The sequence below is a fragment of the Streptomyces chattanoogensis genome (assembly GCF_001294335.1).
In the GTDB taxonomy this organism is placed as follows: Bacteria; Actinomycetota; Actinomycetes; order Streptomycetales; family Streptomycetaceae; genus Streptomyces; species Streptomyces chattanoogensis.
The window spans coordinates 83,744-105,275 of sequence record NZ_LGKG01000135.1; the positions used below are offsets into that span (position 1 = coordinate 83,744).

The following is a 21,532-nucleotide window of genomic DNA, read 5'->3' on the forward strand; positions in this document are numbered from 1 at the left end:
GGGGCACTACAGCAGGCTCCACCTTCGCGGGTGCGGCCGTCCCGGGGCGCGGATGCTGCGGCGCGGCGCCCCGCTCAGTCCTCCTGGCCCCCCGCCCGCAGCCGGTCGCGGTGGTTGCGCCAGCGCTCCATCATTCCGCCCAGCTCACCCTGCATGAACTCGAAGAAGGCGAGGGTCTCGCCGATCCGATGTGCGGCGGGGGAGGTGGTGCCGAGGCTGTCGATGCCCTCGCGCAGGGTGGCCTCCCAGCGGGTGAGGACGTTGTCGCGGCGGGCGAGGGCCTCGTACCACTGGTCGCTGTGGACGCGGTAGCGGTCGCGGCGGGAGCCGGGCTCGCGCTCGCGGCTGAGCATGTTGACCTGCGAGAGATAGCGAACGGCACCCGAGACGGCGGCGGGGCTGACCTGGAGGCGTTCGCCGAGCTCGGCCGAGGTCAGTACGCCGGAGTCGGAGGCCAGCAGGCAGGCGAACACGCGGGAGGGCATCCGCGGCATACCGGCGTCGACGAGCTGCGAGGCGAACCGCTCGACGAAATCCGAGACGGCCTCGGTGTGACGCCCCGCCCCCTCCGGCTGCGCCGGCTGCTGGTGCTGTTCGCTCATGTCCGCATCATCTCCCCTGATCAGAACCGCGGCTCCAACTTTATACGGTTTATTAGCTTCACAAATTTATGAATCTAGCGTACCTTCGGAATCATGACGAAGGCAATCTCTCCCTCTGCCGCGATCCGGGTGGCCGGCCTCCGCAAGTCGTTCGGCCGCACCCTCGCGCTGGACGGCCTCGACCTCAGCGTCGAGGCCGGTGAGGTGCACGGCTTCCTCGGGCCCAACGGCGCCGGGAAGTCCACCACGATCCGCGTCCTGCTGGGCCTGCTGCGCGCCGACGGCGGCACCGCCCAGCTGCTGGGCAAGGACCCCTGGCGCGATGCGGTCGCGCTCCATCGCCGCGTCGCCTACGTCCCCGGGGACGTCACCCTGTGGCGCAATCTCTCCGGCGGGGAGGTCATCGACCTGTGCGGCCGGCTGCGGGGAGGGCTCGACACCGCGCGGCGGGCCGAGCTGCTGGAGCGGTTCGAGCTGGACCCGACCAAGAAGGGGCGTACGTACTCCAAGGGCAACCGCCAGAAGGTCGCCCTGGTCGCCGCCTTCGCCTCCGATGTGGACGTGCTGATCCTGGACGAGCCGACCTCGGGACTGGACCCGCTGATGGAGGAGGTCTTCCAGAGCTGCGTCGCCGAGGAGCGCGACCGGGGCCGTACGGTCCTGCTCTCCAGCCATGTGCTGTCCGAGGTCGAGGCGCTGTGCGACCGGGTCAGCATCATCCGCAAGGGCCGGACCGTCGAGTCCGGTTCGCTGGGGCAGCTGCGGCACCTCACCCGCACCTCCGTCATCGCCGAGCTGGCGGGCCCGCCCAACGGCCTCACCCGCCTCCCGGGTGTGTACGACGTGGCCCACCAGGCGATCGAGGAAGGCCAGGGGCACCGGGTCAGACTCCAGGTGGACACCGACAAACTCGACGCCGTGCTGCGCGCGCTCAGCGAATCCGGCGTCCGCAGCCTGACCAGCACCCCGCCCACCCTGGAAGAGCTCTTTCTGCGGCACTACCAGGAGGATGTGCGCGGCGGCGCACGGGAGGGCGTGCGGGGCGGCGTACGCGACGAGGGGGCGAGCGCGCGATGACCGCCGCAGCCGCCGCAGCCGCGCTCGCACCGGCCCGCGGCCCCCGTCATCTGGCGGGCACCGGCGCCCTGTTGCGGCTCGCACTGCGCCGCGACCGGGTGATGATCCCGGCCTGGGTGCTGGTCCTCGGGCTGGCCGTCGCCGCGATGGGCTCGTCCTTCGAGGCCCTGTACGACACCGCCGCCAAGCGCGCCGAGCTGGCCGCGTCGATGAACGCCAACACCTCGCTGCGCGCGCTGTACGGCCCGGTCTTCGGCGACACGATCGGCGGCCTGGTCGCCTGGCGGATGGTCAGCCTCGGCGCGGTCCTCGCCGCCGTGATGAGCCTGCTGATCGTCATACGGCACACCCGCGAGGAAGAGGAGACGGGGCGTCAGGAACTGCTCTCCGCTGCCATGGTGGGGCGCCGTGCGCCGCTCACCGCGGCGCTGCTCGCGGCCCTGATCGCCGATGCCGTGCTCGCGGTGCTGATCGGGGGCGGGCTGGCCGGGTCCGGGCAGCCGGCGGCCGGTTCGTTCGCGCTGGGGCTCGCCATCGGGGGCACGGGCATGCTCTTCGCGGGGCTGGCCGCCATCGCCGCGCAGCTCACCGAGAGCGCCCGGCCGGCCAAGGGCCTGACCGGCGCGACCCTCGGCCTCATGTTCACCCTGCGCGCCGCGGGCGACGCCGCCGCCCCCTCGGGATCCCCGCTCACCTGGCTCTCCCCGATCGGCTGGGCCGAGAACGTCCGCGCCTACGCCGACGAACGCTGGTGGGCCCTCCTTCTTCCGCTCGCCGGTACCGCCCTGGCCGTTGCCGCCGCCTACGCCCTGACGGCCCGTCGCGACATCGGGATGAGCTTTCTGCCGGCCCGCCCCGGCCCGGCCCGCGCGCCCCGGTCGCTGAGCGGTCCGTTCGGCCTGGCCTGGCGGCTCCAGCGCACCACCCTGCTGGGCTGGACGCTCGGCTTCCTCTGCGCCGGCGGGATCTTCGGCGGTATCGCCAAGGGCGCCTCCGACCTGGTCGGCGGCAACCGCCAGGCCCTGGAGATCTTCCGTCGGATGGGCGGCCAGCAGGGCCTGACCGACGCCTTCCTGGCCACCATGACGGGAATGCTGGGCATGGTCGCGGCGCTCTACGCGGCCGGTTCGGTGCTCCGGCTGCGCGGCGAGGAGACCGGCGACCGCGCCGAACCGGTCCTGGCAGGCGCCGTCGGCCGCCTCCGCTGGGCCTGCGGACACCTGGCCATCGCCTTCTTCGGCACGGTCGTGATCCTGGCCGCGGGCGGCCTGGCGCTGGGCATCAGCTACGGCATCACCGCCGGTGACGTCACCGGACAGCTCGGCCGTGTGCTCGGCGCCGCGCTCTCCCAGACCCCCGCCGTCTGGGTCCTCGCCGCCCTGGCCGCCCTCGTCTACGGGGTGTTCCCGAAGGCGTCGACCGCCGTGTGGGCCGTGGTGGGCGGCTGCCTCGCCATCGGCTGGATCGGCCCGTCCCTGAAGTTCCCCCAGTGGGCGATGGACCTCTCCCCCTTCGGTCACCTCCCCAAGCTCCCCGGCGGCGAGGCCGCCGCGGCCCCGTTCCTCTGGCTGCTGGGCCTCTCGGTCCTCTTCCTCGCCGCGGGGCTGACGGGCCTCCGGCGGCGCGATATGGGCTGACCCTTCCGGGCCGCCCGGTCAGGGCACCCGGTCAGGGCCGCCGCCCCCCGAGGCGTGCGCCGCCGGAGCTGTAGCGGACTCCGGCGGCGCACTTCCGCCCCGCCGTCCAGCACACTCACCGCCCAACTGCCAGTGACGTTTCACCATTTCACCTGGCGGTGCGATAACCCGCAGTAACGCTAGAGCGATTTGTAGTCACACGGTTACTTTTCGTGTGCACGGCCGTGGTAACGGCCCAAGGCACCGGAGGGGTTCATGCGACGCATCACCACCAGGATCGGCATGCTCGCGGCGGCTGCACTGCTCGCCGTCACAGCGGCCGGGCCCGCCCAGGGGGAGCAGGTACGTGGCGCCGCGCACCGCACCACGACCGAGCCGGCGGCCTACTTCGTGATGACCGACGTCACCGGCACGGAGTTCGTCGTCAGGCTCACCGAAGCGGACAAGATCCAGCACGCACGGGACCTGCTGAGCGGTGCGACCACCTCGCGGCCGCACCTCATCGGCAGGATCGACAGGCGGCCCGCTCCGTACAACCCGCACTGGAGCTTCCATTACCTCTCCGACACCGTCGACTTCTTCGACTTCGCCATCGAGGTGTGCGACGCCACGACGCCCTATGTCGAGGAGCATCTGGACGAGGCCGGCGGCGCCTTCCTCCCGGGCCTGATGTGGTGCCCGTGGTCGTCCCGTCTGGTGCGGGAGATCCACAAGGGCTGACCGGGACCGGAGGTCCGGGGGCCGGCCGGTCCGGTCAGCCCCCGGGCGTCACCAGCCGCGCCTCGTACGCGAACACCGCCGCCTGCGTCCGGTCGCGCAGCCCCAGCTTCACCAGTATTCGGCTGACATGCGTCTTCACTGTGGATTCCGCGACGACCAGCTGCTCGGCGATCTCGCCGTTCGACAGCCCCTGGGCGACCAGGACCAGGACCTCCGTCTCCCGTTCCGTCAGGTCGCCGATGCGTTCCTGGGCGGGGGCGCGCGGGGTGCCCAGACGGGAGAACTCGGAGATCAGGCGCTTGGTGACGGTGGGGGCGAGCAGCGCCTCGCCGGAGGCGACGATGCGGACGCCCTCGGCGAGCTGGCCGGCCGAGGCGTCCTTGAGCAGGAAGCCGCTGGCTCCGGCGCGCAGCGCTTGGTAGACGTATTCGTCCAGGTCGAAGGTGGTCAGGACGAGGACCTTGGCATCGGCGTCGGCGGCGACGATCTCGCGGGTCGCCTCCAGGCCGTTCATCTCCGGCATCCGGATGTCCATCAGGACGACGTCCGGCTTGAGCTCGGCGACCCTGTGCACCGCCTGGCGGCCGTCGACGGCCTCCCCGACGACCTCGATGTCCGGCATGGCGTTGAGGAGGACGGAGAAGCCCTCGCGGACCATCACCTGGTCGTCGACGATCAGTACGCGAATCATGCGGTGGCCTCCTGCGCGGCCTTCGCCACGGGTATGAACGCGGCGACCTCGAACCCGCCGTCCTCGGTGTGGTCGGCGGTCATCTCCCCGCCCAGCATCTGCACCCGCTCACGCATGCCCAGCACGCCGTGGCCGGCACCCGGGGACGGCTTGGCCAGACGGCTGGGGGCGCCGTTGACGATCCGCAGCCCGAGCCCGCCCAGGACATAGGAGATCTCCACCCGGGCGTCGGCCCCCGGCGCATGCCGGAGCGTGTTGCTCAGCGCCTCCTGCACGATCCGGTAGGCGGAGAGCTCCACCCCCTGCGGCAGCGGTCGGGGTGCGCCGGTGATCACCGCCTCGACGGTCAGGCCCGCGCTGCGGACGCTGTCGTACAGCGAGCCGAGGCTCGCCAGGGTCGGCTGCGGGGCCTCCGGGTCGCTCTCGGCGAACGCATCCGGGTCCTCGGAGCGGACCACGCCCAGGATGCGGCGCAGCTCGGTGAGCGCGGCCACGGCGTTCTCCCGGATCGTCGCGAAGGAGGTGGCGAGCTCCGGCGGGGTGTCCTTGACGCGGTACGGGGCGGCCTCGGCCTGGATGGCTATGACCGACATATGGTGCGCGACGACATCGTGCAGCTCACGGGCGATGGTGGCGCGCTCCTCCAGGAGGGTGCGCCGGGAGCGCTCCTCGGCGGTGGCGGTCTGTGTCGCGACGACCTGCTGGCGCTCCTCGCGCCAGGCCCGTATCGCCGCCGCGGAGATCAGGACCACGCCGAAGAAGATCGCCAACGGCGGAAGGCTGTCCAGGCTCGTGCCGAGGAAGGCCGCGCCCACCGGCGCCAGGGTGAAGGTGATCGCCCACATCTCCACCGCCAGCCGGGGCCTGGTGCGCAGCACCACCAGCGTCATCACGGCGAGGTGGGTGAGCAGGGCGCCGGCCGTCAGGCCGCTGCCGTACGGCATGACGGAAGCGATGGCCGTCGACACGACGAGCGCGAACAGCGACAGCCAGAAGGCGCCCACCGGCCGGAAGAGCGTGACCACCGGTGGCAGGGCCACCAGCAGCGACAGGACCGAAAAGATGCCCATGTCGTAGGCCATGCCCACAGTGGCCAGGAGGACGAACACGGAGCACAGCACGACGATCAGGTGCGGCAGCCAGCGCGCCCAGTGCCGTATCCGCTCCGGCAGCCACGGCACCCATCGGGAGACCTTGGCGTCCTCCAGCGGCGGCATCGGTCGGAAGGCGAAGGCATCGACGAACAGATCCTGACGCAGCCGGTGGACCGCGCCACTGGCTATCCGGGCCTCTGAGCGAAGGGTGCTCTGCGTCTGGGACGTGTCGTTCGTCGACGTCTGGTTCGTCTGGTTCACGAAGACAACGGTAAGCAAGGGCGGCCGTCCCGGCGTCCGCTCCGGCGCGTATCTTCCGTCTCCCCCACAGGTACTACGCGCACGGGACCTAGGAGCGTGGGTGGAGGAGACCGAGGAGGGTGCGGCAGGCCGCGCTGCCCGGGGTGACCGGCGCGTAATGCCCGACTCCGGCCAGTTCACGCAGGTCAGCAGCGGGGTTCGCGGCGACGTAGCGGCGGGAGATGTCCAGCGGAACGTCCCGGTCGTCGGTGCCGTGCAGGATCGTGACGGGGACGCCGGGGGGCGGCGGGTGGCGCAGCGGGTCGGCCGCGGCGAGCCGCTCCCCGAAACCGGCGTCGTCGGTCCCGTCATCGCCGTCGGATCCGTCACCGTCGTCGGTCCCGTCACCGCCCAGCAGCTCGGCGACCGCGCCGCCGCTCAGCCCCAGCTCATGGGCGCGGGCGAGATCGGCGACCGGCGAGACGGCCAGCACCCGGGTGACCGGGCTGCCGGGGCGGGCGGCGGCGAGCAGGGCGAGATGGCCGCCCGCGGAGTGCCCGAGGAGGACGAGGCCACGGTCCGACCCGGCCCCGCCGGAGGCCGCGTCATCCGCCCGCGCCCCGGCTGCCTCGTGCTCCCGTGCCGCGTACGCCACCGCGTCGACCGCCGCAGCCACGTCCTCGAACGTCCCCGGCGCGCCCCCGCCCGCCCCCACCCGGCGGTACTCGGCAAGGGCGACCGGCAGCCCCCGCCCGGCCAGTTCGGCGGCGAGCGGGGAGAGATGACGGCGGTCGTAGGCGGCGCGCCAGAAGCCGCCGTGCAGGAGGACAACCGGCGGGCCGGACGCCCGCCCCCACGGCCCGTACAGGTCCACGACCTGGTCGGGATGCGCCCCGTACGCCACCGTCCGGACCGGCGCCACCGGGGCGAGCCCCAGCAGCGCCGACTCCTCGTCGTGTGCGCTCACCCGCCGGCCCCGGCCGTCCGCGGGTCCTGCTCGGGCAGCGCCCGCAGCACCTCGCCCAGCACCCACGCCGCCCGCTCCGCGTCCGCGAAGGAGGTGTAGAGCGGGGTGAAGCCGAAGCGCAGCACATCGGGCTTGCGGAAGTCGCCGACCACCCCGCGCCGGATCAGCTCGGTCATCACCTCGGCGGCACCGGAACACTCCAGCGACACCTGGCTTCCGCGCCGGCCGTGGTCGTACGGCGTGATCGAGCGGACCCGGCCGGGCGGCACGTAGGCGGCGACGCAGTCGAGGAAGAAGTCGGTCAGGGCGAGGCTCTTGGTGCGGACGTCCTCGAGGCTGACGCCGTCCCAGACATCCAGCGCCGTCTCGAGGGCGAGCAGCGACAGGATGTCCGGGGTGCCGACCCGGCCACGGACGATGCCGTCGGCAGGGGCGTAGTCGGGGGCCATCCCGAACGGCTCGGCGTGCGAGTTCCAGCCGGGCAGCGGCGAGTCGAAGCGGTCCTGGAGGCTCTCGCGCACATAGAGATACGCGGGCGAACCGGGCCCGCCGTTGAGGTACTTGTAGGTGCAGCCGACGGCCAGGTCGACGCCGTACCGCTCCACTTCGACCGGCAGCGCACCGGCGCTGTGGCACAGATCCCAGACGGCGAGCGCGCCGGCGGAGTGCAGTGCGGTGGTGATGCCGGGAAGGTCGTTGAGCTCTCCGGTGCGGTAGTCGACGTGGTTCACCAGCGCGAGCGCCGTCCTCTCGGTGACCTCGTCGGCAATCCGCGTGGGCTCGACCGGGCGGACCGCAAGGCCCGTCATCCGGGCCGCCGACCTGGCGATATAGCCGTCGGTCGGGAACGTCGTGGCATCGACGAGGATCTCCGTACAGCCCTTCCCGGCCATCCGGATGCCGCCGACCACGGCCTTGAAGACATTGACGCTGGTGGAGTCGCCGACCACGACCCGGCCGGGCGACGCCCCGATGAGCGGTGCGATCTTGTCGCCGATCCGCTCGGGCGCGGTCCACCAGCCGGACTCGTCCCACGAGCGGATGCGCATCTCGCCCCACTCGCGGGAGATCACGTCGGCTATCCGGCCGGGCACCGCGCGGGGCAGCGCGCCGAGCGAATTGCCGTCGAGGTACACCCCCGCATCGCCGGATGCACGATCGGACGGAGCGTCCAGGACGAAGCGGTCACGGATCGTCGCGCCGAGCGGGTCGGCGGCATCCAGCTGCCCGGCCTGGGCGGCATGGTCGCGGGCCTCGGGAACACCGGTGGCCGCGGGGGTCTCGTTTTCAGGGGTCTCAGACATGGCTGCGCGCCGTCCACAGCTCGGGGAACACGTTCTTACGGGCCCGCTTCTCCAGCCAGGCCACGCCCGCGGAGCCGCCGGTGCCCATCTTCGAGCCCATCGCACGCCGGGTCGCGACCAAATGGTCGTTGCGCCAGCGCCACACCAGCTCGCCGACATCGGTCAACGCCTCGCCGAGGCGGACCAGTTCGGACTCCTGCGGACCGGCGTATATCTCGGCCCAGACGGCCTCGACGGCCGCGTCCGGCTCGTAGCGCAGCGCCGGATCCCGCTGGAGCACGGCCTCCGGAATCGCATAGCCGCGGTGTGCGAGCAGCCGCAGCACCTCGTCCCACAAGCTCGGCTCCTGCAGCGCCTTCTCCAGCTCGGCGTACTCGCGCGGTGCGCCGCGGTGCGGCACCAGCATCGACGCGGACTTCTCGCCGAGCAGGAACTCCATCCGCCGGTACATCGCGGACTGGAATCCGGAGCCCTCGCCGAGCGCGTCGCGATAGGCGTTGAACTGCTCCGGGGTCAGCCGGGCGAGCGGCTTCCAGGAGGCGTTCAGCGCTTCCAGCTCGTACATGGAGCGGCGCAGCGCGTCCATGGCCACCGTCAGCTCATCGCGGCGCAACGCCTCGGCGGCGGTGGTCCATTCGTGGACGATCACCGTGAACCACAGCTCCATGACCTGGGTCGTGACCAGGAAGGCCATCTCGCCGGGGTCGTCCGAGAGCGGCTGCTGGAGGTGGGTGAGGACGCTGGCCTTGACGTAGTCCTCGTACGGGGTCGTGGTGGTGCTGCCGATGCTCAGATCGGGGGCGAACGGCGCGTCCGATGCGGTTTCACGTGAAACCGGCACTGTTTCACGTGAAACCGTGCCGCCGCTCGCGGCGGGAGAGCCGGATTCGGCCGGAGAATGCGGAGAAAGCTGCGACATGAGGGACTCCTCAGGTGCGAACTACCGGGTAGCGGTCCGCTCCTTCCTTGTCGGCTTGGGAGCCCCGGTCCCCTCGGGCGTGGAATCACCAGGCCCACTGAAATCATCCGTGCTGTTCTCCGGCCGCGCAAGGGCCGACCGCGATCACGCGGCCGGCCCTTCGAGATCTCCGTCGGCCGACGTCAGGACAGCGTGTCGGCCGCGGTCGGCGAAGAGTCGCGCAGGAATGTCGTGCAGCGCTCGTACTCCTCCTGCTCGCCGATCGCCTGCGCGGCGCGGGCGAGGGCGTGCAACGCGCGCAGGAAGCCGCGGTTGGGCTCATGCTCGAACGGCACCGGGCCGTGGCCCTTCCAGCCGGCCCGGCGCAGCGCGTCCAGGCCACGGTGGTAGCCGGTGCGGGCGTAGGCGTAGGACTCGACGGTCCGGCCCCCCTGGAATGCGTCGTCCGCGAGCTGCGCCCAGGCCAGCGAGGAGGTCGGGTACTTCGCGGCGACATCGGACGGCGCCGTGCCCGCAGCGAGCAGCTCGCGGGGCTCGGGGTCGTCGGGCAGATGGGTCGGGGGCGGTCCCCCGAGCAGATTCTCGTGAATGGCCATGTCTTAAGTCTGCCAAGCGCCGCGCTGTGCTTCCTCCCCACGTCGTCGGCTGATGTGCCGCGGGGCTCCTTCGCCGCTCTTCCCGGGACCGGCGTGCGGCTGTCACATGCGGTGACGGCCCTACGGGCTTCCGGACCCGGACTCCCCCGGGTCCAGCGGCGGCGCGCTCACCCCGCAGTGGTACCGGCACTCCGGATGGCAGGGCTGCGGCACCTCCGGCTCAGCGGGGCGCAGCACATCGGGCCGTACGGTCAGCCACGCGATCAGCGCCCCGACCAGCAGAATCACCGCGCAGAGCAGCATGGCGCGCCGGAACGCCGCCGCGAATTCGGTGGCCGAGCGATACGCCTCGGGGCTCATCCCCGCAAGCAGCGGCAGCGCGGCCACCGCCACCAGCCCCGCGGCCCGCGCCGCCGCGTTGTTGATCCCGCTGGCCAGGCCGGCCCGGTCCACCTCCACCGCCGCCAGCACGGTCGAGGTGAGCGGCGCGACCAGCGTCACCATGCCGAGCCCCAGCACCACCAGCGCGGGCAGCACATCGGCCGCATACGAGGCCCCCACGCCGGCACGCACCATCAGCAGCATCCCGGCGGCGCACACCACCGGCCCCGCGGTGAGCGGGATCCGCGGGCCGATGCGCTGCCCCAGCTCCCCGGAGCGGGCCGACAACAGCAGCATCAGGACGGTCGTGGGCAGCAGCGCCGTGCCGGCCTCGAGCGCCGAGTAGCCCGCCACGACCTGAAGCTGGAGCACGGAGAGGAAGAAGAAGCCACTGAAGGCCGCGTAGACACAGACCGTCACGGCGTTGATGGCACTGAACTGGCGGTTGGTGAAGATCTCCGGCGGCAGCATCGGATCCGTCCGCCGCCGCTCGACGCGTACGAACGCCACCCCGAACAGCAGACCGGCCACCGCCGGGACGATCACCCCGGGCGATGCACCCCGGTCCGGCGCCGCGATCAGCGCATAGGTCACCCCGGCGAGCGCCAGGGCCCCCAGCGCCGCACCCGGCACATCGAATCCGTGGCGCTCACGCCCCCGACGTTCCCGGGTCTCGGGGACATGCCGCAGCGCCACCGGCACACATACCGCCGCCAGCGGCACGTTCACGAAGAACACCCAGCGCCAGCCCGGCCCGTCCACGAGCCAGCCGCCGATGAACGGGCCGACCGCCGCGGCCACCCCGCCGAGCCCCGACCAGGCGCCGACCGCCCGCGCCCGGTCGTCGGGGTGGAACACCGCCTGCATCAACGCCAGCGAGCCCGGCGTCAGCAGCGCCCCGCCGACGCCCTGCAGCGCACGGGCCGCGATCAGGACCGCGGCATTCGGCGCCAGCCCGCACAGCAGCGAGGCCGCCGCGAACCACAGGACGCCGATGACGAACACCCGCCGCCGCCCGTACAGGTCGCCGAGCGAGCCGCCGAGCAGGATCAGCGAGGCGAGGGTGAGCATGTACGCGGAGACGGTCCACTGCAGGACACCGAGATCGGCGTTCAGGTCCTGGCCGATACGGGGCAGGGCGACGTTGACGACGGTGCTGTCGAGCATGGCCATGCCCGATCCGAGCACGGCCGTGACCAGCACCCACCGGCCCTGCGCCGATGCCAGGCGGACGGCGGTCGGTTCGCTCATACCCTGAGCGTTCCCGGGTTTCTCCCCACGTTTTCGACTTTCCCGCCATGGGGGTGTTTCGCCGTTGCGCCTGCGGCGGGCTGGCGCCGCTGCGCGGGGCTGTTCGGCAGCGGCACCGGGCTTACACGGCTCCGCCGCTACAGCCCGGCACCTCCCCGTTGAGGGTGGGGAAAACCCGTGGGCGTGTCCGTACGCAGTCGGGTGCACCCGTTGGACGCGTCACAGGGAACCGGACACTCAACGCCTGCCCCCACCGGCCTCTTCACCCCCCACCCACAGGAGGGGCCGCTCCGCAGGACGGAGTCCGGAGGAGCGGCACCGCACCCGTACACACCCACGCCCGCCGCAGGCGCAACGGCGAGAAGCACCTACGGCGGGACGGACGACAACGTGGGGTTACTTGATCCTGGTGCCCGTCGAGCGCAGGTTGGCGCAGGCCTCCGTCACCCGCTTGGCCATGCCGGCCTCGGCCAGCTTGCCCCAGCTGCGCGGGTCGTAGGTCTTCTTGTTGCCGACCTCGCCGTCGACCTTCAGCACGCCGTCGTAGTTGCGGAACATGTGGTCCGCGATCGGGCGCGAGAAGGCGTACTGGGTGTCGGTGTCGAGGTTCATCTTGACCACGCCGTTGTCCAGCGCGGTGGCGATCTCCTGCTCGGTGGAGCCGGAGCCGCCGTGGAAGACGAAGTCGAACGGGGCGGCCTTGCCGTACTTGGCGGCGACGCCCTCCTGGAGGTCCTTGAGCAGCTCGGGGCGGAGCACGACGTTGCCCGGCTTGTAGACGCCGTGGACGTTGCCGAAGGAGGCGGCAAGCAGGTAGCGGCCCTTCTCGCCCAGGCCGAGCGCCTCGGCCGTACGCAGCGCGTCGTCGACCGTGGTGTAGAGCTCGTCGTTGATCTCGTGGGTGACGCCGTCCTCCTCGCCACCGGTCGGGGTGATCTCGACCTCGAGGATGATCTTGGCGGCGGCGGCCTTGGCCAGCAGCTCCTGGCCGATGGCCAGGTTGTCCGCGAGGGTCTCGGCCGAGCCGTCCCACATGTGGGACTGGAAGAGCGGGTTCAGACCCTTGGCGACGCGCTCCGCGGAGACGTCCAGGAGCGGACGGACGTACCCGTCGAGCTTGTCCTTGGGGCAGTGGTCGGTGTGCAGCGCGACGGTGATGTCGTACTTGGCGGCCACGACGTGCGCGAACTCGGCGAGCGCCACCGCGCCGGTGACCATGTCCTTGCTGTACTGACCGCCCAGGAACTCCGCACCACCGGTGGAGATCTGGATGATGCCGTCGCTCTCGGCCTCGGCGAAACCACGCAGCGCTGCGTGCAGGGTCTGCGTCGAGGTCACATTGATGGCCGGGTAGGCAAACTTGCCTGCCTTCGCCCGGTCGAGCATCTCGTTGTAGACCTCGGGAGTTGCGATGGGCATCTGTCCGCTCCTTGTGTAGGCGGGTGTGCTTGCTTCCCTGACCAGGGGGCGACGACTTCGCCGGGGCCATCTTCCCAGACCCGGCCGTCGGCTCCACATCGCCCATCCGGCCTTCATGCAAAAGGGCGGTCGGTTTCACGTGAAACCGACCGCCCTTTGTGAAAGCTGCAGGTCAGAGCCTGGTCAGCCGTCCAGCAAGATCACTCAGGCGAGGCCGAGGTCGCCGAGCTGGTATCCGGTGATGTACGGCAGGCCCGCCTCGGCGATGGCCGATGCCGCGCCCCGGTCCACGATCGTTGCCACCGCAACGACCTCGGCACCGGCCTCGCGCGCCGCCTCGACGGCGGCCAGCGGCGAGCCGCCGGTGGTGGAGGTGTCCTCGACGACCAGCACCCGGCGGCCCTTGATGTCCGGGCCCTCGATACGGCGCTGCATACCGTGCGCCTTCTGCGCCTTGCGGACGACGAAGGAGTCGAGGCGGCGGCCGCGCGCGGCGGAGGCGTGCAGCATCGAGGTCGCGACCGGGTCGGCGCCCAGCGTCAGCCCGCCGACCGCGTCGTAGTCCAGGTCGGCGGTGATGTCCAGCATCAGCTGACCGACCAGCGGTGCGGCCTCGCCGTCCAGGGTGATCCGGCGCAGGTCGATGTAGTAGTCGGCTTCCTTGCCGGAGGAAAGCGTCACCTTGCCGTGCACCACGGCCTTGTCCTTGATCTGCTGCAGCAGCTCGCCGCGCACGTCGTCACTCATGGCCATGAGCTTAAGTCCACGGGCTCACGACAGCGTCCGCCAGCTCCACGTCGTGGAGATCTCCAGCGGATCGATGGGCGTGACCAGGCGCGGCAGCGTATTGAGTCCGTTCGGTGGGCCCGACTGCGGTTCCACGCAGACCGCCGCCTCCTGCTCGTCATAGATCACCACCCACTCGCCCCGGCTGGCCACCGTCAGCTGAAGCCGCCCCGGCCAAGTGAGCGTGACGTCCACACCCCGCGGCATCCCGAAGCAGTCGTCCCACGGCCCCGGCTTCGGCGGGATCCGGCGGCCGGTCGGGAGATGGTCCGCGCCCCGCTCCTCCTGCCACTCGGCCGCGAAGTCGACGATGACGTCCGCACCGCCGTCGCCCAGGTTCCGCAGGAACCACGGGTGCCAGCCGGCCTGGGCCGGGAAGGAGTCGCCGATCGTCTCGATGCACAGCGTCAGGGTGAGCGAGCCGCCGTCCTCGGCGAGCGCGACCTGCTGGGTCACCGTTCCCGGGTACGGCCACGGGGCAACCGGATCGGCGAGATCGTAGGTGAAGACGGCCTCCGTCGCGCTCGACCGTGCGGTGCGCCAGCGGAGGTTGCGGCCGGTGCCGTGAATGGCGTGCGGTGCGGCGTTGACCGGCATCTGGTGCAGTTCACCGCCGTTGCGGAAGCGGCCGTGGTCGATCCGGCCGCACCACGGGACCATCGGGAAGCTGCCGTACTTGTCGCCCTGCCGCAGCAGCTCCAGGCCGTCGACGCGGAGGCTGCCGAGGCGGCAGCCGAGGTCCGGGCGGACGGTCACTTCGGCGTTCCCGGCGGCCAGCCGTACGCCCTCCGGACGCGTCCGCGACGCGCTCTGCGTGGTGTTGTCGGTGCTCACGCCACGACCCTAACGGCGGCCCCGCGCACCGCACCGCCGCCACCGCCGGTCCCGCCCGCCATGCTTCAGCGGCGGCGGCGCAGCACCCGGCCGACGACCACGGCGGAGGCCAGCACCACCGCCGCGGCGGGCGCCGCCCAGCGCAGCGTCGCCGAGGCGGTGTTCACCTCCGGCGGCGGCACCGGCGCATACCGCCCGCGCGGCGGTGCATGGTCGACCTCCTCGGCGCTCCGCCCGATCATCGTCCGGCGCGCATGCGCGGCCTCTGCGGGCACCTCGCCCTCGGCATCGCCGTCGTACGCATGATCCGCATCCCGCGCCCGCTCCCCGTCGAGCGCCGCATCCACCTCGTCGAGGTCGTGCACGTCGTCCAGATCGCTCAGGTCGCTCAGATCACCCAGCTCGCTGCCGGGGTCGAGCGACGGCGGCGGCACCTCGGTCTCGAAGATGCCCTGCCCGGAGCGTTCCTCACGGGCCGTCACCGGGTGCTCCTTGAGATCCTCCGCCAGGTTCTCCGCAAAACGGTCGAGGAGGCGGCGGCCCGCGGTCTCGGCGGACCGGTCGGTGGCCTCGGCGAGCCGGCCGTCGCTGCGCAGCTCACCGGAGCAGGCCAGCGTCGTGCCCGTGGCGGGCTCGGTGGCGGGCGTCAGCCGCACGGTCAGCGTCAGCGCGACCGCACCGTCGCCGCGCGACTCGGTCCCCTTCGCCTCGAAGATCAGCGGGGCGTCCCCCTGCGACGCTCCGCCGGCGATCGTCAGCGTGCCGCGATAGGTGATGGTGGAGCTGCCGATACGCAGCCGGAGTCGGCCCTCGGGGATGTTCGGGGCCGCATCGGCGTCGAGCTGGACTCCAGGGATGCAGCGCGCCACGCGCTCCGGCTCGGTGAGCGCCTGCCGCACCGTGCCGACGGGAAACGGAACGTACACCTCATGCTCCATGGCATGGGAGCCTACCCAGCACCCCCCGGACACGTGCCCGCTGCCGCACAAATTTCTGCATACCGGCGCCGGACGGCCCGCGGCCCCGGCCGCGCGGCGTGCGCCGCCCCGCCCTCACCCTTGGTACCGCGGGTGCATCAGCGTCGAGGGCCGCATGGACCGGATCCGCCCGGCGGCCGCCCCGCGCTCGTCGGCCCGCAGCCCCGCGCGGGTGACGGCGGCCAGCGGGGGCGCGTCCGGTGCCAGGCCCAGCCGGGGCCGGTGCCGCGCGGCCAGTACGAAGCCCCAGAACTTTATCCGCCGGGCCGGTACTGCGGCCTCGTCCCCGGGCGGGACGGGTACCGGGGGGCCGTCCGGCCCGACCAGGCCGACGGCGCGGTCCGGCGCCCCGGAGAAGTCGGCGAGCCGCCCGGAAACGCGGTACGGGACGGTGGACAGGCCCACCGACCGCACCGTCGCCTCCACCGTCCAGTACGACCGCGGCCGCTGCACCGGAGCCCCGGCGTGCACCGCCAGCCGCCCGTCGGGGGCCAGCATCCGCGCGGCGAGACCGTAGAACTCCTGCGAATAGAGCTTGGTGCTGGCGGTGATCCCGGGGTCGGGGAGGTCGGAGACGATGACGTCGTACGGCCGCGGTGGCCGGCCGTCGGCGGCCGCGCCGCCCCGCTGCCGCAGCCAGTCGAAGGCGTCCTCGGTCACCGTATGGACGCGGGGATCGCTCAGCGAGTGGCGGTTGAGGCGGGACAGACCGGGGTCCGTACGGGCCAGCCGCAGAACGCCGGGATCGAGTTCGACGACGGTGACCGAGCGGACCGCGCGGTAGCGCAGGATCTCGCGGACCGCCAGGCCGTCGCCGCCCCCGAGGACCAGCACCCGGCCGTGCGGGCCACCCGCCATCGCCGGGTGCACCAGTGCCTCGTGGTAGCGGAATTCGTTGTCCGCGCTGACCCGCAGCCGGCCGTCCAGATACAGCTCGAGCGGCCGGCCGGAACCTTTCCTCCCGCGCCCCGCACCGGCTCCGGCCCCCGTGCCGCCGGTCATCACCACCTCCTGGACGCCGGTCTGGACCGCGACCCGTACCTCCGGGCCGTAGACCGCGCGCCGGGCGGCCCGTTCGAAGGACGAGGCCAGCAGCGTGCCCGTGGCGAGCAGGGCGAGCACCAGCACATTGGCCAGGAGCAGCAGCCAGCGCGCGCGGGTGCTCAGATCGCGGCGGAACAGCCACAGCACCAGCGCGCCGCCCGCCGCCGCGTTGACCCCGCCGGTGACCAGCGCGCCGGTCAGCTGGCCCAGTCGCGGCAGCAGCAGAAAGGGAAAGGCCAGCCCGCCGACGAGCGCGCCCACATAGTCCGCGGCGAAGAGGTCGGCGACCGCGCCGCCCGCGTCCTGGCAGCGGACCCGCTGGATCAGCGTCATCAGCAGCGGCACCTCGGCGCCGATCAGCACCCCGATGGCCAGGGAGAAGCCCACCAGCGCGGAGCGCGACTGGCCGCACCACGCGAAGCAGGCGTAGAGCGCCATCGCGGACAGGCCGCCGACCAGCGCGAGCAGCGCCTCGACCGCGCCGAAACCGGCCGCCGCCCGGCAGCGCAGCCGTTTGGCCAGCAGCGCCCCGATGCCCATGGCGAAGACCATGACGGACAGCACGACGGAGGCCTGGGTGACGGAGTCACCGACCAAGTACGTGGCCAGTGCGACCAGTTCGAGCTCGTAGACCAGACCGCACGCGGCGCAGACGAAGACGACGGCGAGGACGAGCAGACGGCCGAGCCCGGACGGCACAGGCAGCCGTGCCGGCTTCATGGCCATCGACGGCGCCTCCGACGGCCCGAGGGCGCCGGGGAAAGCGGGCTCTGGCTGGTCGATCATGAAATGAACGCTACGTGACGATTCCGCACGCTTTTGTCACCCACACGAGTGCAGTCTCCGTTTTACACATGGCCATTGCCCTCTATCTGGTTGCGCTCGGGGCATGTCGCCATGCACAGGGCATATGTACGCGTCCTACCTGGGACGGCTGGACACCGCACCCGGGCCGACGCCCCGCGACGACAGCGGGCACGCCTCCTGCCGGACGCACGTCTAGACGGCCGCGACCGTCGCCCGTACGCCCACCCGCGTGCGGGTGGCCACCAGGCGGCCCTCCTGCGGGTACGCGTGCCAGGTCCGCCAGCGCACCTGGCCGTGCTGGCGCTGCGCCAGCATCGCGGTGAAGGCATGCGGCGAGCCGGGGAACGTCCCCGCGAGGCCGTACGGATGCTCGGCGACCAGCGCCAGCAATTCCTGCGCACGCCCCGCGAAGGAGCCGCGCGAGAGCGTCTCCACATGCGCGGCGAATTCGTACTCCCAGTCGCCCAGCCGTTTGGCCACACCGAGCGGCAGCGGCGTACTGCTGCCCGGCATACAGGCCACGGTTTCGGAACAACTGCCGTGCTCCTCCTCGAGAAGCACCTGGTGAGAAGCCCCGAGCAGCCTCAACTGCACCCGAGCGTCGTTGAGTTGGAGATCGAGCACGGCCAGGGCCGGCAGGGGTTCCCTGCCCAGAGCCCAGGCCAGATCGGAGGCACGGGTATCGGTGTACGCCGTCTTCAGAGTGGTGAGCATGGGTCGGCTCCGCAAACACGCAGTGGAATGGTGGGCCGGCCCACCCGAAAGGGATCAGGGATGTATGAATGCCTGCCGGCTCGTGCCCACGTGGGATTGCGAGAACTGGGGGATTCTCGAAGGAGAGGGAATCATGGATGGCAGGTCGGCCACAGCCGTTTTACCCATCTTCGATGGCTTTCCATCCCCTAGAGGGCCCCTCAGTTCAGTTGTTCAACACACAAGCACCAAGCGGGTGTTCATGAGAAAGTCACGGCCCGCCGGGCGCATATGCGGTCAAGCATGGGACGTGCGCATGTGAGCTGCATGTGCACTGCATCTGCGCAGTACGGGAGGTGCGGAACGGTCGCTCCGAGGGCTCTCAGGAGCCGCCCCCGCAACCGCCGCCACCGCCCCCACCGCAGCCTCCGCCGCCGCACGAGGAGCCGCCGCCGCAGCCACCGTGGTGGCCACCGTGATGGCTGCCGCTCGATCCGCAGCTGCTGCTGGCGCCGCCGTCGCCGCCGGCCCACCAGCTGCCCCCCGACGACGAGGAGCTACGGCGCTTCCGGCCGCCCCCGCCCCCGCCCCGCGAGGCCAGGGACACCAGCCCCACCACCACCACGAAGATCACTATGAAGACCAGGAAACCCACCATCTGCCTCACACTCCTTTTCGTTCCCCCGAAGCGAGGCATCGCTCCGTCCGGCGCCCCGTGCGCCGGCGCGGCACCGTGCGGCGCCGCCGGCCGCCCTCGTCGGCGGCCGTCCATGTCTGTCGTGCGGGGCTGATGCCCGAGCCCTCCCGGTCTCAAAGCACAGTTGAGGAACTCCAGAGGTTCGGCGGAGGATGGCGCGCATGGACCGACCGCTGCTCAATCGCCGCCTCGCCGAATTCGGCACCACGATCTTCGCGGAAATGTCGGCACTCGCCGTACGGACCGACTCCATCAACCTGGGCCAGGGCTTCCCCGACGCCGACGGCCCCGAGGAGGTCAGAGAGGCGGCGGTCCGCGCACTGCGCGACGGCCGCGGCAACCAGTACCCGCCCGGTCCCGGCATCCCCGAACTGCGCACCGCCGTCGCCGCCCACCAAGAGCGCTTCTACGGGCACCGCGGCCTGTCCTACGACCCCGACACCGAGGTCCTGATCACCGCGGGTGCCACCGAGGCCCTCGCCGCCTCCCTGCTGGCACTGCTGGAGCCCGGCGACGAGGTCATCGCCCTGGAGCCGTACTACGACTCCTACGCCGCCTGCATCGCCATGGCGGGCGCCCGGCGCGTCCCGGTCACCCTCCGCCCGGAGGCGTCCACCGGCACGTACCACCTCGACCTCGACGAACTCCGCGACGCCGTCACCGACGACACCCGCCTCATCCTGCTCAACACCCCGCACAACCCCACCGGCACCGTCCTCACCCACGACGAACTCGCCGCCATCGCCGAACTGGCCGTCGAGCGCGACCTCCTCGTCATCACCGACGAGGTCTACGAACACCTGGTCTTCGACGGCGAGCACACCCCGCTCGCCTCGTTCCCCGGGATGCGCGACCGCACCGTCACCATCTCCTCCGCCGGCAAGACCTTCTCCTTCACCGGCTGGAAGGTCGGCTGGGTGACGGCCGCCCCGCCCCTGGTGAGCGCCGTCCGCTCGGCCAAGCAGTTCCTCACCTACGTCTCCGCGGGCCCCTTCCAGTACGCCGTCGCCGAGGCCCTCGCCCTCCCCGACTCCTACTACACGGCCCTGCGCGACGACCTCCGCACCAAACGCGACATCCTCGCCACCGGCCTCACCGACGCCGGCTTCCAGGTCTTCCGCCCCTCCGGCACCTACTTCATCACCACCGACATCCGTCCCCTGGGCGCTGTGCTGTCCAAAGAGGGGGACGGCTTCGCCTTCTGCCGCGCCCTCCCGGAACGCGCCGGCGTCGTCGCCATCCCGAACGCCGTCTTCTACGACCACAAGGACCGGGGGGCGCCGTACGTACGGTTCGCGTTCTGCAAGCGGGAGGAGGTGCTGCGGGAGGCGGTGGGGCGGCTGCGGAAGCTCTGAGTCGGTGGGGCCGCCGGGCATGACGTCCGACCGCTATGCGCCGTAGCCCTCGGGCGGGGCGCTTGCGGGTCCGGGGCCACCGGCGGCTCACCTGGGTCATAGCGGCCCACTCGCCCGAAGCCCCCGCGGTGAGTCGGGCCGGTCAGTCCCAATAGCCGGGCGGCGGGGTGTCGTCCGGGGACTCCGGCGGCTCCTTGCGGTCGCCGTAGAAGTAGTCGTACATCTCCTGCAGGTAGGTATACAGAAGGTCATCGCGCCAGAAATTGGCGCTGGTCAGCTCGTACCAGTCCCCCACGGTGGCAGACCGCTCACGAAGCAGGTACTCCAACGCTTCGCGCAGATTCCTGGCGTCTGGCGACTTAGGGTTTCGAGTGATGTACGACTTGTAAATGGGGACGTCATCCATGAACTCAACATGGAGGCTGGACCTGATGAAATCACCCACCCCGCCTCTTTCGGCGAAAAAATGCGGGATGCTTGATGGCCTGAACTTCCTTGAGAACATCTCCACCTCACCTGTTACGTGCCGGTCGCTTGGCGGGGCGATCCGGATCAGGAAGCCGTAGAGCGCCCCTCGGAAAAGAACCGGAAGCTCGTGAGGCCCAGCCAGTCCTCCGCCGAAGCGAAGTAATCTTCGCCGTTCAGTGCCTCATTGAGGAGCGACCGGCATGGCGTCGAAGTCCTCGAAGAGGTAGGCGTAGACCTGCGCGAGGTACGCCCTCAGTTCCCGCTGGCCGGGGAATTGCACATAAGTGAGGTCAAACCACTGATCCACCGTCATCGGCTGATTCGCCACGAGATGCTTCAGCCCCGCGCGAATCGTGTCCTGATAGTCGGGCCAGGCCAGGTCGAACGTCTGCCGCAGCATGCCGAGATCGTCGACTGCCTCGACGCCGAGAATCCCGGCGCAGAAATGCACGAAACGACGGTCCACGCCCGGTACGTCCAGCCCGAGATCGGCCAGCGGAACGGTGACCGGATCGAATTCCTCGTAGCCGCCCGGGTACGGGTACAGCGTGGTGTTCCACAGGTCGGCGTCATCCGTCGGCCCGTCCTGGTCTGCCGCGCCCTCGTCCGCCATGCCCTCGGTCTCCTCGGCCGGGCGGTACACGCCGTACAGAAGTCCCCGGGTGGAGAAATCCGCGTAGACGTAATTGATTTCACCGTCGGCGTTGTAAGGCCGCCGCGGGTCGATCGTGATCGCGGTGGCCTTCCCCAGACAGCCCTCCCCCTCTCCGTAAACAGCCTCGAACGGCAGAATCGGCGAGAGATCGTGATTCTTCAGCGCCGCCTCACGCAGGGCGTCGTCCGCCTGGACCATGGCCTCCTCGGAGTCGAAGCGGGTAGCCCACGGGCCGGTGCGCGGTGGCAGTTCGTCGCGCATTGTCATGAAACGGAGACTCCGTCCATCGAGAGTTCAAGCTGTTCGAGTGTGGCCAAT

At 71.3% G+C, this 21,532-nt stretch carries 21 protein-coding genes; 4 read left to right on the forward strand and 17 right to left on the reverse strand.

The window, feature by feature from the left end; genetic code table 11:
- Positions 1–74: 74 nt before the first annotated feature.
- Positions 75–602 carry a GbsR/MarR family transcriptional regulator gene (locus ADL29_RS16820; protein WP_053924450.1) on the reverse strand — a complete coding sequence of 176 codons (528 nt, stop codon included), beginning with the start codon at positions 600–602 and terminating at the stop codon, positions 75–77.
- A 93-nt stretch (positions 603–695) separates the two neighbouring features.
- On the opposite strand from ADL29_RS16820, the gene ADL29_RS16825 reads away from it, so the two are divergent.
- The 3 genes from ADL29_RS16825 to ADL29_RS16835 all read left to right on the forward strand — a co-directional run bounded on the left by ADL29_RS16825 (position 696) and on the right by ADL29_RS16835 (position 4,036).
- A complete protein-coding gene (locus ADL29_RS16825; RefSeq protein WP_053924451.1) occupies positions 696–1,679 on the forward strand; it encodes an ABC transporter ATP-binding protein in 984 nt (327 codons plus the stop codon).
- Positions 1,676–3,316, forward strand: coding sequence for an ABC transporter permease (locus ADL29_RS16830; protein WP_053924452.1), 1,641 nt, complete (start codon positions 1,676–1,678; stop codon positions 3,314–3,316). Before ADL29_RS16825 ends, ADL29_RS16830 begins: the two co-directional genes overlap by 4 nt.
- Before the next feature lie 255 nt (positions 3,317–3,571).
- Complete coding sequence (locus ADL29_RS16835) at positions 3,572–4,036, forward strand: BP74-related protein (protein ID WP_053924453.1); 465 nt, start codon at positions 3,572–3,574, stop codon at positions 4,034–4,036.
- Positions 4,037–4,070: 34 nt separating this feature from the next.
- Here ADL29_RS16835 and ADL29_RS16840 read toward each other — a convergent pair whose 3' ends face one another.
- The 14 genes from ADL29_RS16840 to ADL29_RS44550 all read right to left on the reverse strand — a co-directional run bounded on the left by ADL29_RS16840 (position 4,071) and on the right by ADL29_RS44550 (position 18,697).
- Positions 4,071–4,727, reverse strand: a complete 657-nt coding sequence (locus ADL29_RS16840) for a response regulator (protein ID WP_046927255.1) — start codon at positions 4,725–4,727, stop codon at positions 4,071–4,073.
- On the reverse strand, positions 4,724–6,082 hold the full coding sequence (locus ADL29_RS16845) for a sensor histidine kinase (RefSeq protein ID WP_425424252.1): 1,359 nt from the start codon (positions 6,080–6,082) through the stop codon (positions 4,724–4,726). The genes ADL29_RS16840 and ADL29_RS16845 overlap by 4 nt, the downstream gene beginning before the upstream one ends.
- A gap of 88 nt (positions 6,083–6,170) precedes the next feature.
- Complete coding sequence (locus ADL29_RS16850) at positions 6,171–7,028, reverse strand: alpha/beta hydrolase family protein (protein ID WP_053924454.1); 858 nt, start codon at positions 7,026–7,028, stop codon at positions 6,171–6,173.
- A complete protein-coding gene (gene kynU / locus ADL29_RS16855; RefSeq protein ID WP_078971055.1) occupies positions 7,025–8,332 on the reverse strand; it encodes a kynureninase in 1,308 nt (435 codons plus the stop codon). Before kynU ends, ADL29_RS16850 begins: the two co-directional genes overlap by 4 nt.
- Positions 8,325–9,251, reverse strand: coding sequence for a tryptophan 2,3-dioxygenase family protein (locus tag ADL29_RS16860; protein ID WP_078971056.1), 927 nt, complete (start codon positions 9,249–9,251; stop codon positions 8,325–8,327). The genes kynU and ADL29_RS16860 overlap by 8 nt, the downstream gene beginning before the upstream one ends.
- A 182-nt stretch (positions 9,252–9,433) precedes the next feature.
- On the reverse strand, positions 9,434–9,847 hold the full coding sequence (locus tag ADL29_RS16865; protein ID WP_053924455.1) for a DUF3151 domain-containing protein: 414 nt from the start codon (positions 9,845–9,847) through the stop codon (positions 9,434–9,436).
- A gap of 120 nt (positions 9,848–9,967) precedes the next feature.
- The gene (locus ADL29_RS16870) at positions 9,968–11,479 is read right to left on the reverse strand and encodes an MFS transporter (protein ID WP_053924456.1); all 1,512 of its coding nucleotides are present in this window, start codon (positions 11,477–11,479) and stop codon (positions 9,968–9,970) included.
- A 396-nt stretch (positions 11,480–11,875) separates the two neighbouring features.
- Positions 11,876–12,898, reverse strand: coding sequence for a class II fructose-bisphosphate aldolase (gene fbaA, locus ADL29_RS16875; protein WP_053924457.1), 1,023 nt, complete (start codon positions 12,896–12,898; stop codon positions 11,876–11,878).
- Positions 12,899–13,102: 204 nt separating this feature from the next.
- Positions 13,103–13,645, reverse strand: coding sequence for an orotate phosphoribosyltransferase (pyrE, locus tag ADL29_RS16880; protein WP_053924501.1), 543 nt, complete (start codon positions 13,643–13,645; stop codon positions 13,103–13,105).
- 24 nt (positions 13,646–13,669) lie between these two features.
- The gene (locus ADL29_RS16885) at positions 13,670–14,518 is read right to left on the reverse strand and encodes an aldose epimerase family protein (RefSeq protein ID WP_053924458.1); all 849 of its coding nucleotides are present in this window, start codon (positions 14,516–14,518) and stop codon (positions 13,670–13,672) included.
- 65 nt (positions 14,519–14,583) lie between these two features.
- Positions 14,584–15,456: an SRPBCC domain-containing protein gene (locus ADL29_RS16890; RefSeq protein ID WP_053924459.1), complete on the reverse strand. Its 873-nt coding sequence runs from the start codon at positions 15,454–15,456 to the stop codon at positions 14,584–14,586.
- Positions 15,457–15,570: 114 nt separating this feature from the next.
- Entirely contained in the window at positions 15,571–17,325 is a 1,755-nt protein-coding gene (locus tag ADL29_RS16895) for a polyamine aminopropyltransferase (protein WP_078971057.1), read from the reverse strand.
- Between the two features lie 213 nt (positions 17,326–17,538).
- Entirely contained in the window at positions 17,539–18,060 is a 522-nt protein-coding gene (locus tag ADL29_RS16900; RefSeq protein WP_053924460.1) for a DUF2617 family protein, read from the reverse strand.
- A gap of 361 nt (positions 18,061–18,421) precedes the next feature.
- Positions 18,422–18,697, reverse strand: coding sequence for a hypothetical protein (locus ADL29_RS44550; protein ID WP_157878508.1), 276 nt, complete (start codon positions 18,695–18,697; stop codon positions 18,422–18,424).
- Positions 18,698–18,897: 200 nt separating this feature from the next.
- Here ADL29_RS44550 and ADL29_RS16905 point away from each other — a divergent pair, with 200 nt between their 5' ends.
- Positions 18,898–20,091: a pyridoxal phosphate-dependent aminotransferase gene (locus ADL29_RS16905; RefSeq protein ID WP_053924461.1), complete on the forward strand. Its 1,194-nt coding sequence runs from the start codon at positions 18,898–18,900 to the stop codon at positions 20,089–20,091.
- A gap of 142 nt (positions 20,092–20,233) precedes the next feature.
- Here ADL29_RS16905 and ADL29_RS45270 read toward each other — a convergent pair whose 3' ends face one another.
- Together ADL29_RS45270 and ADL29_RS16915 are read right to left on the reverse strand one after the other, a co-directional pair.
- A complete protein-coding gene (locus tag ADL29_RS45270) occupies positions 20,234–20,419 on the reverse strand; it encodes a hypothetical protein (RefSeq protein WP_245689459.1) in 186 nt (61 codons plus the stop codon).
- A gap of 321 nt (positions 20,420–20,740) precedes the next feature.
- A complete protein-coding gene (locus tag ADL29_RS16915; RefSeq protein ID WP_053924463.1) occupies positions 20,741–21,481 on the reverse strand; it encodes a hypothetical protein in 741 nt (246 codons plus the stop codon).
- Between the last annotated feature and the right edge of the window lie 51 nt (positions 21,482–21,532).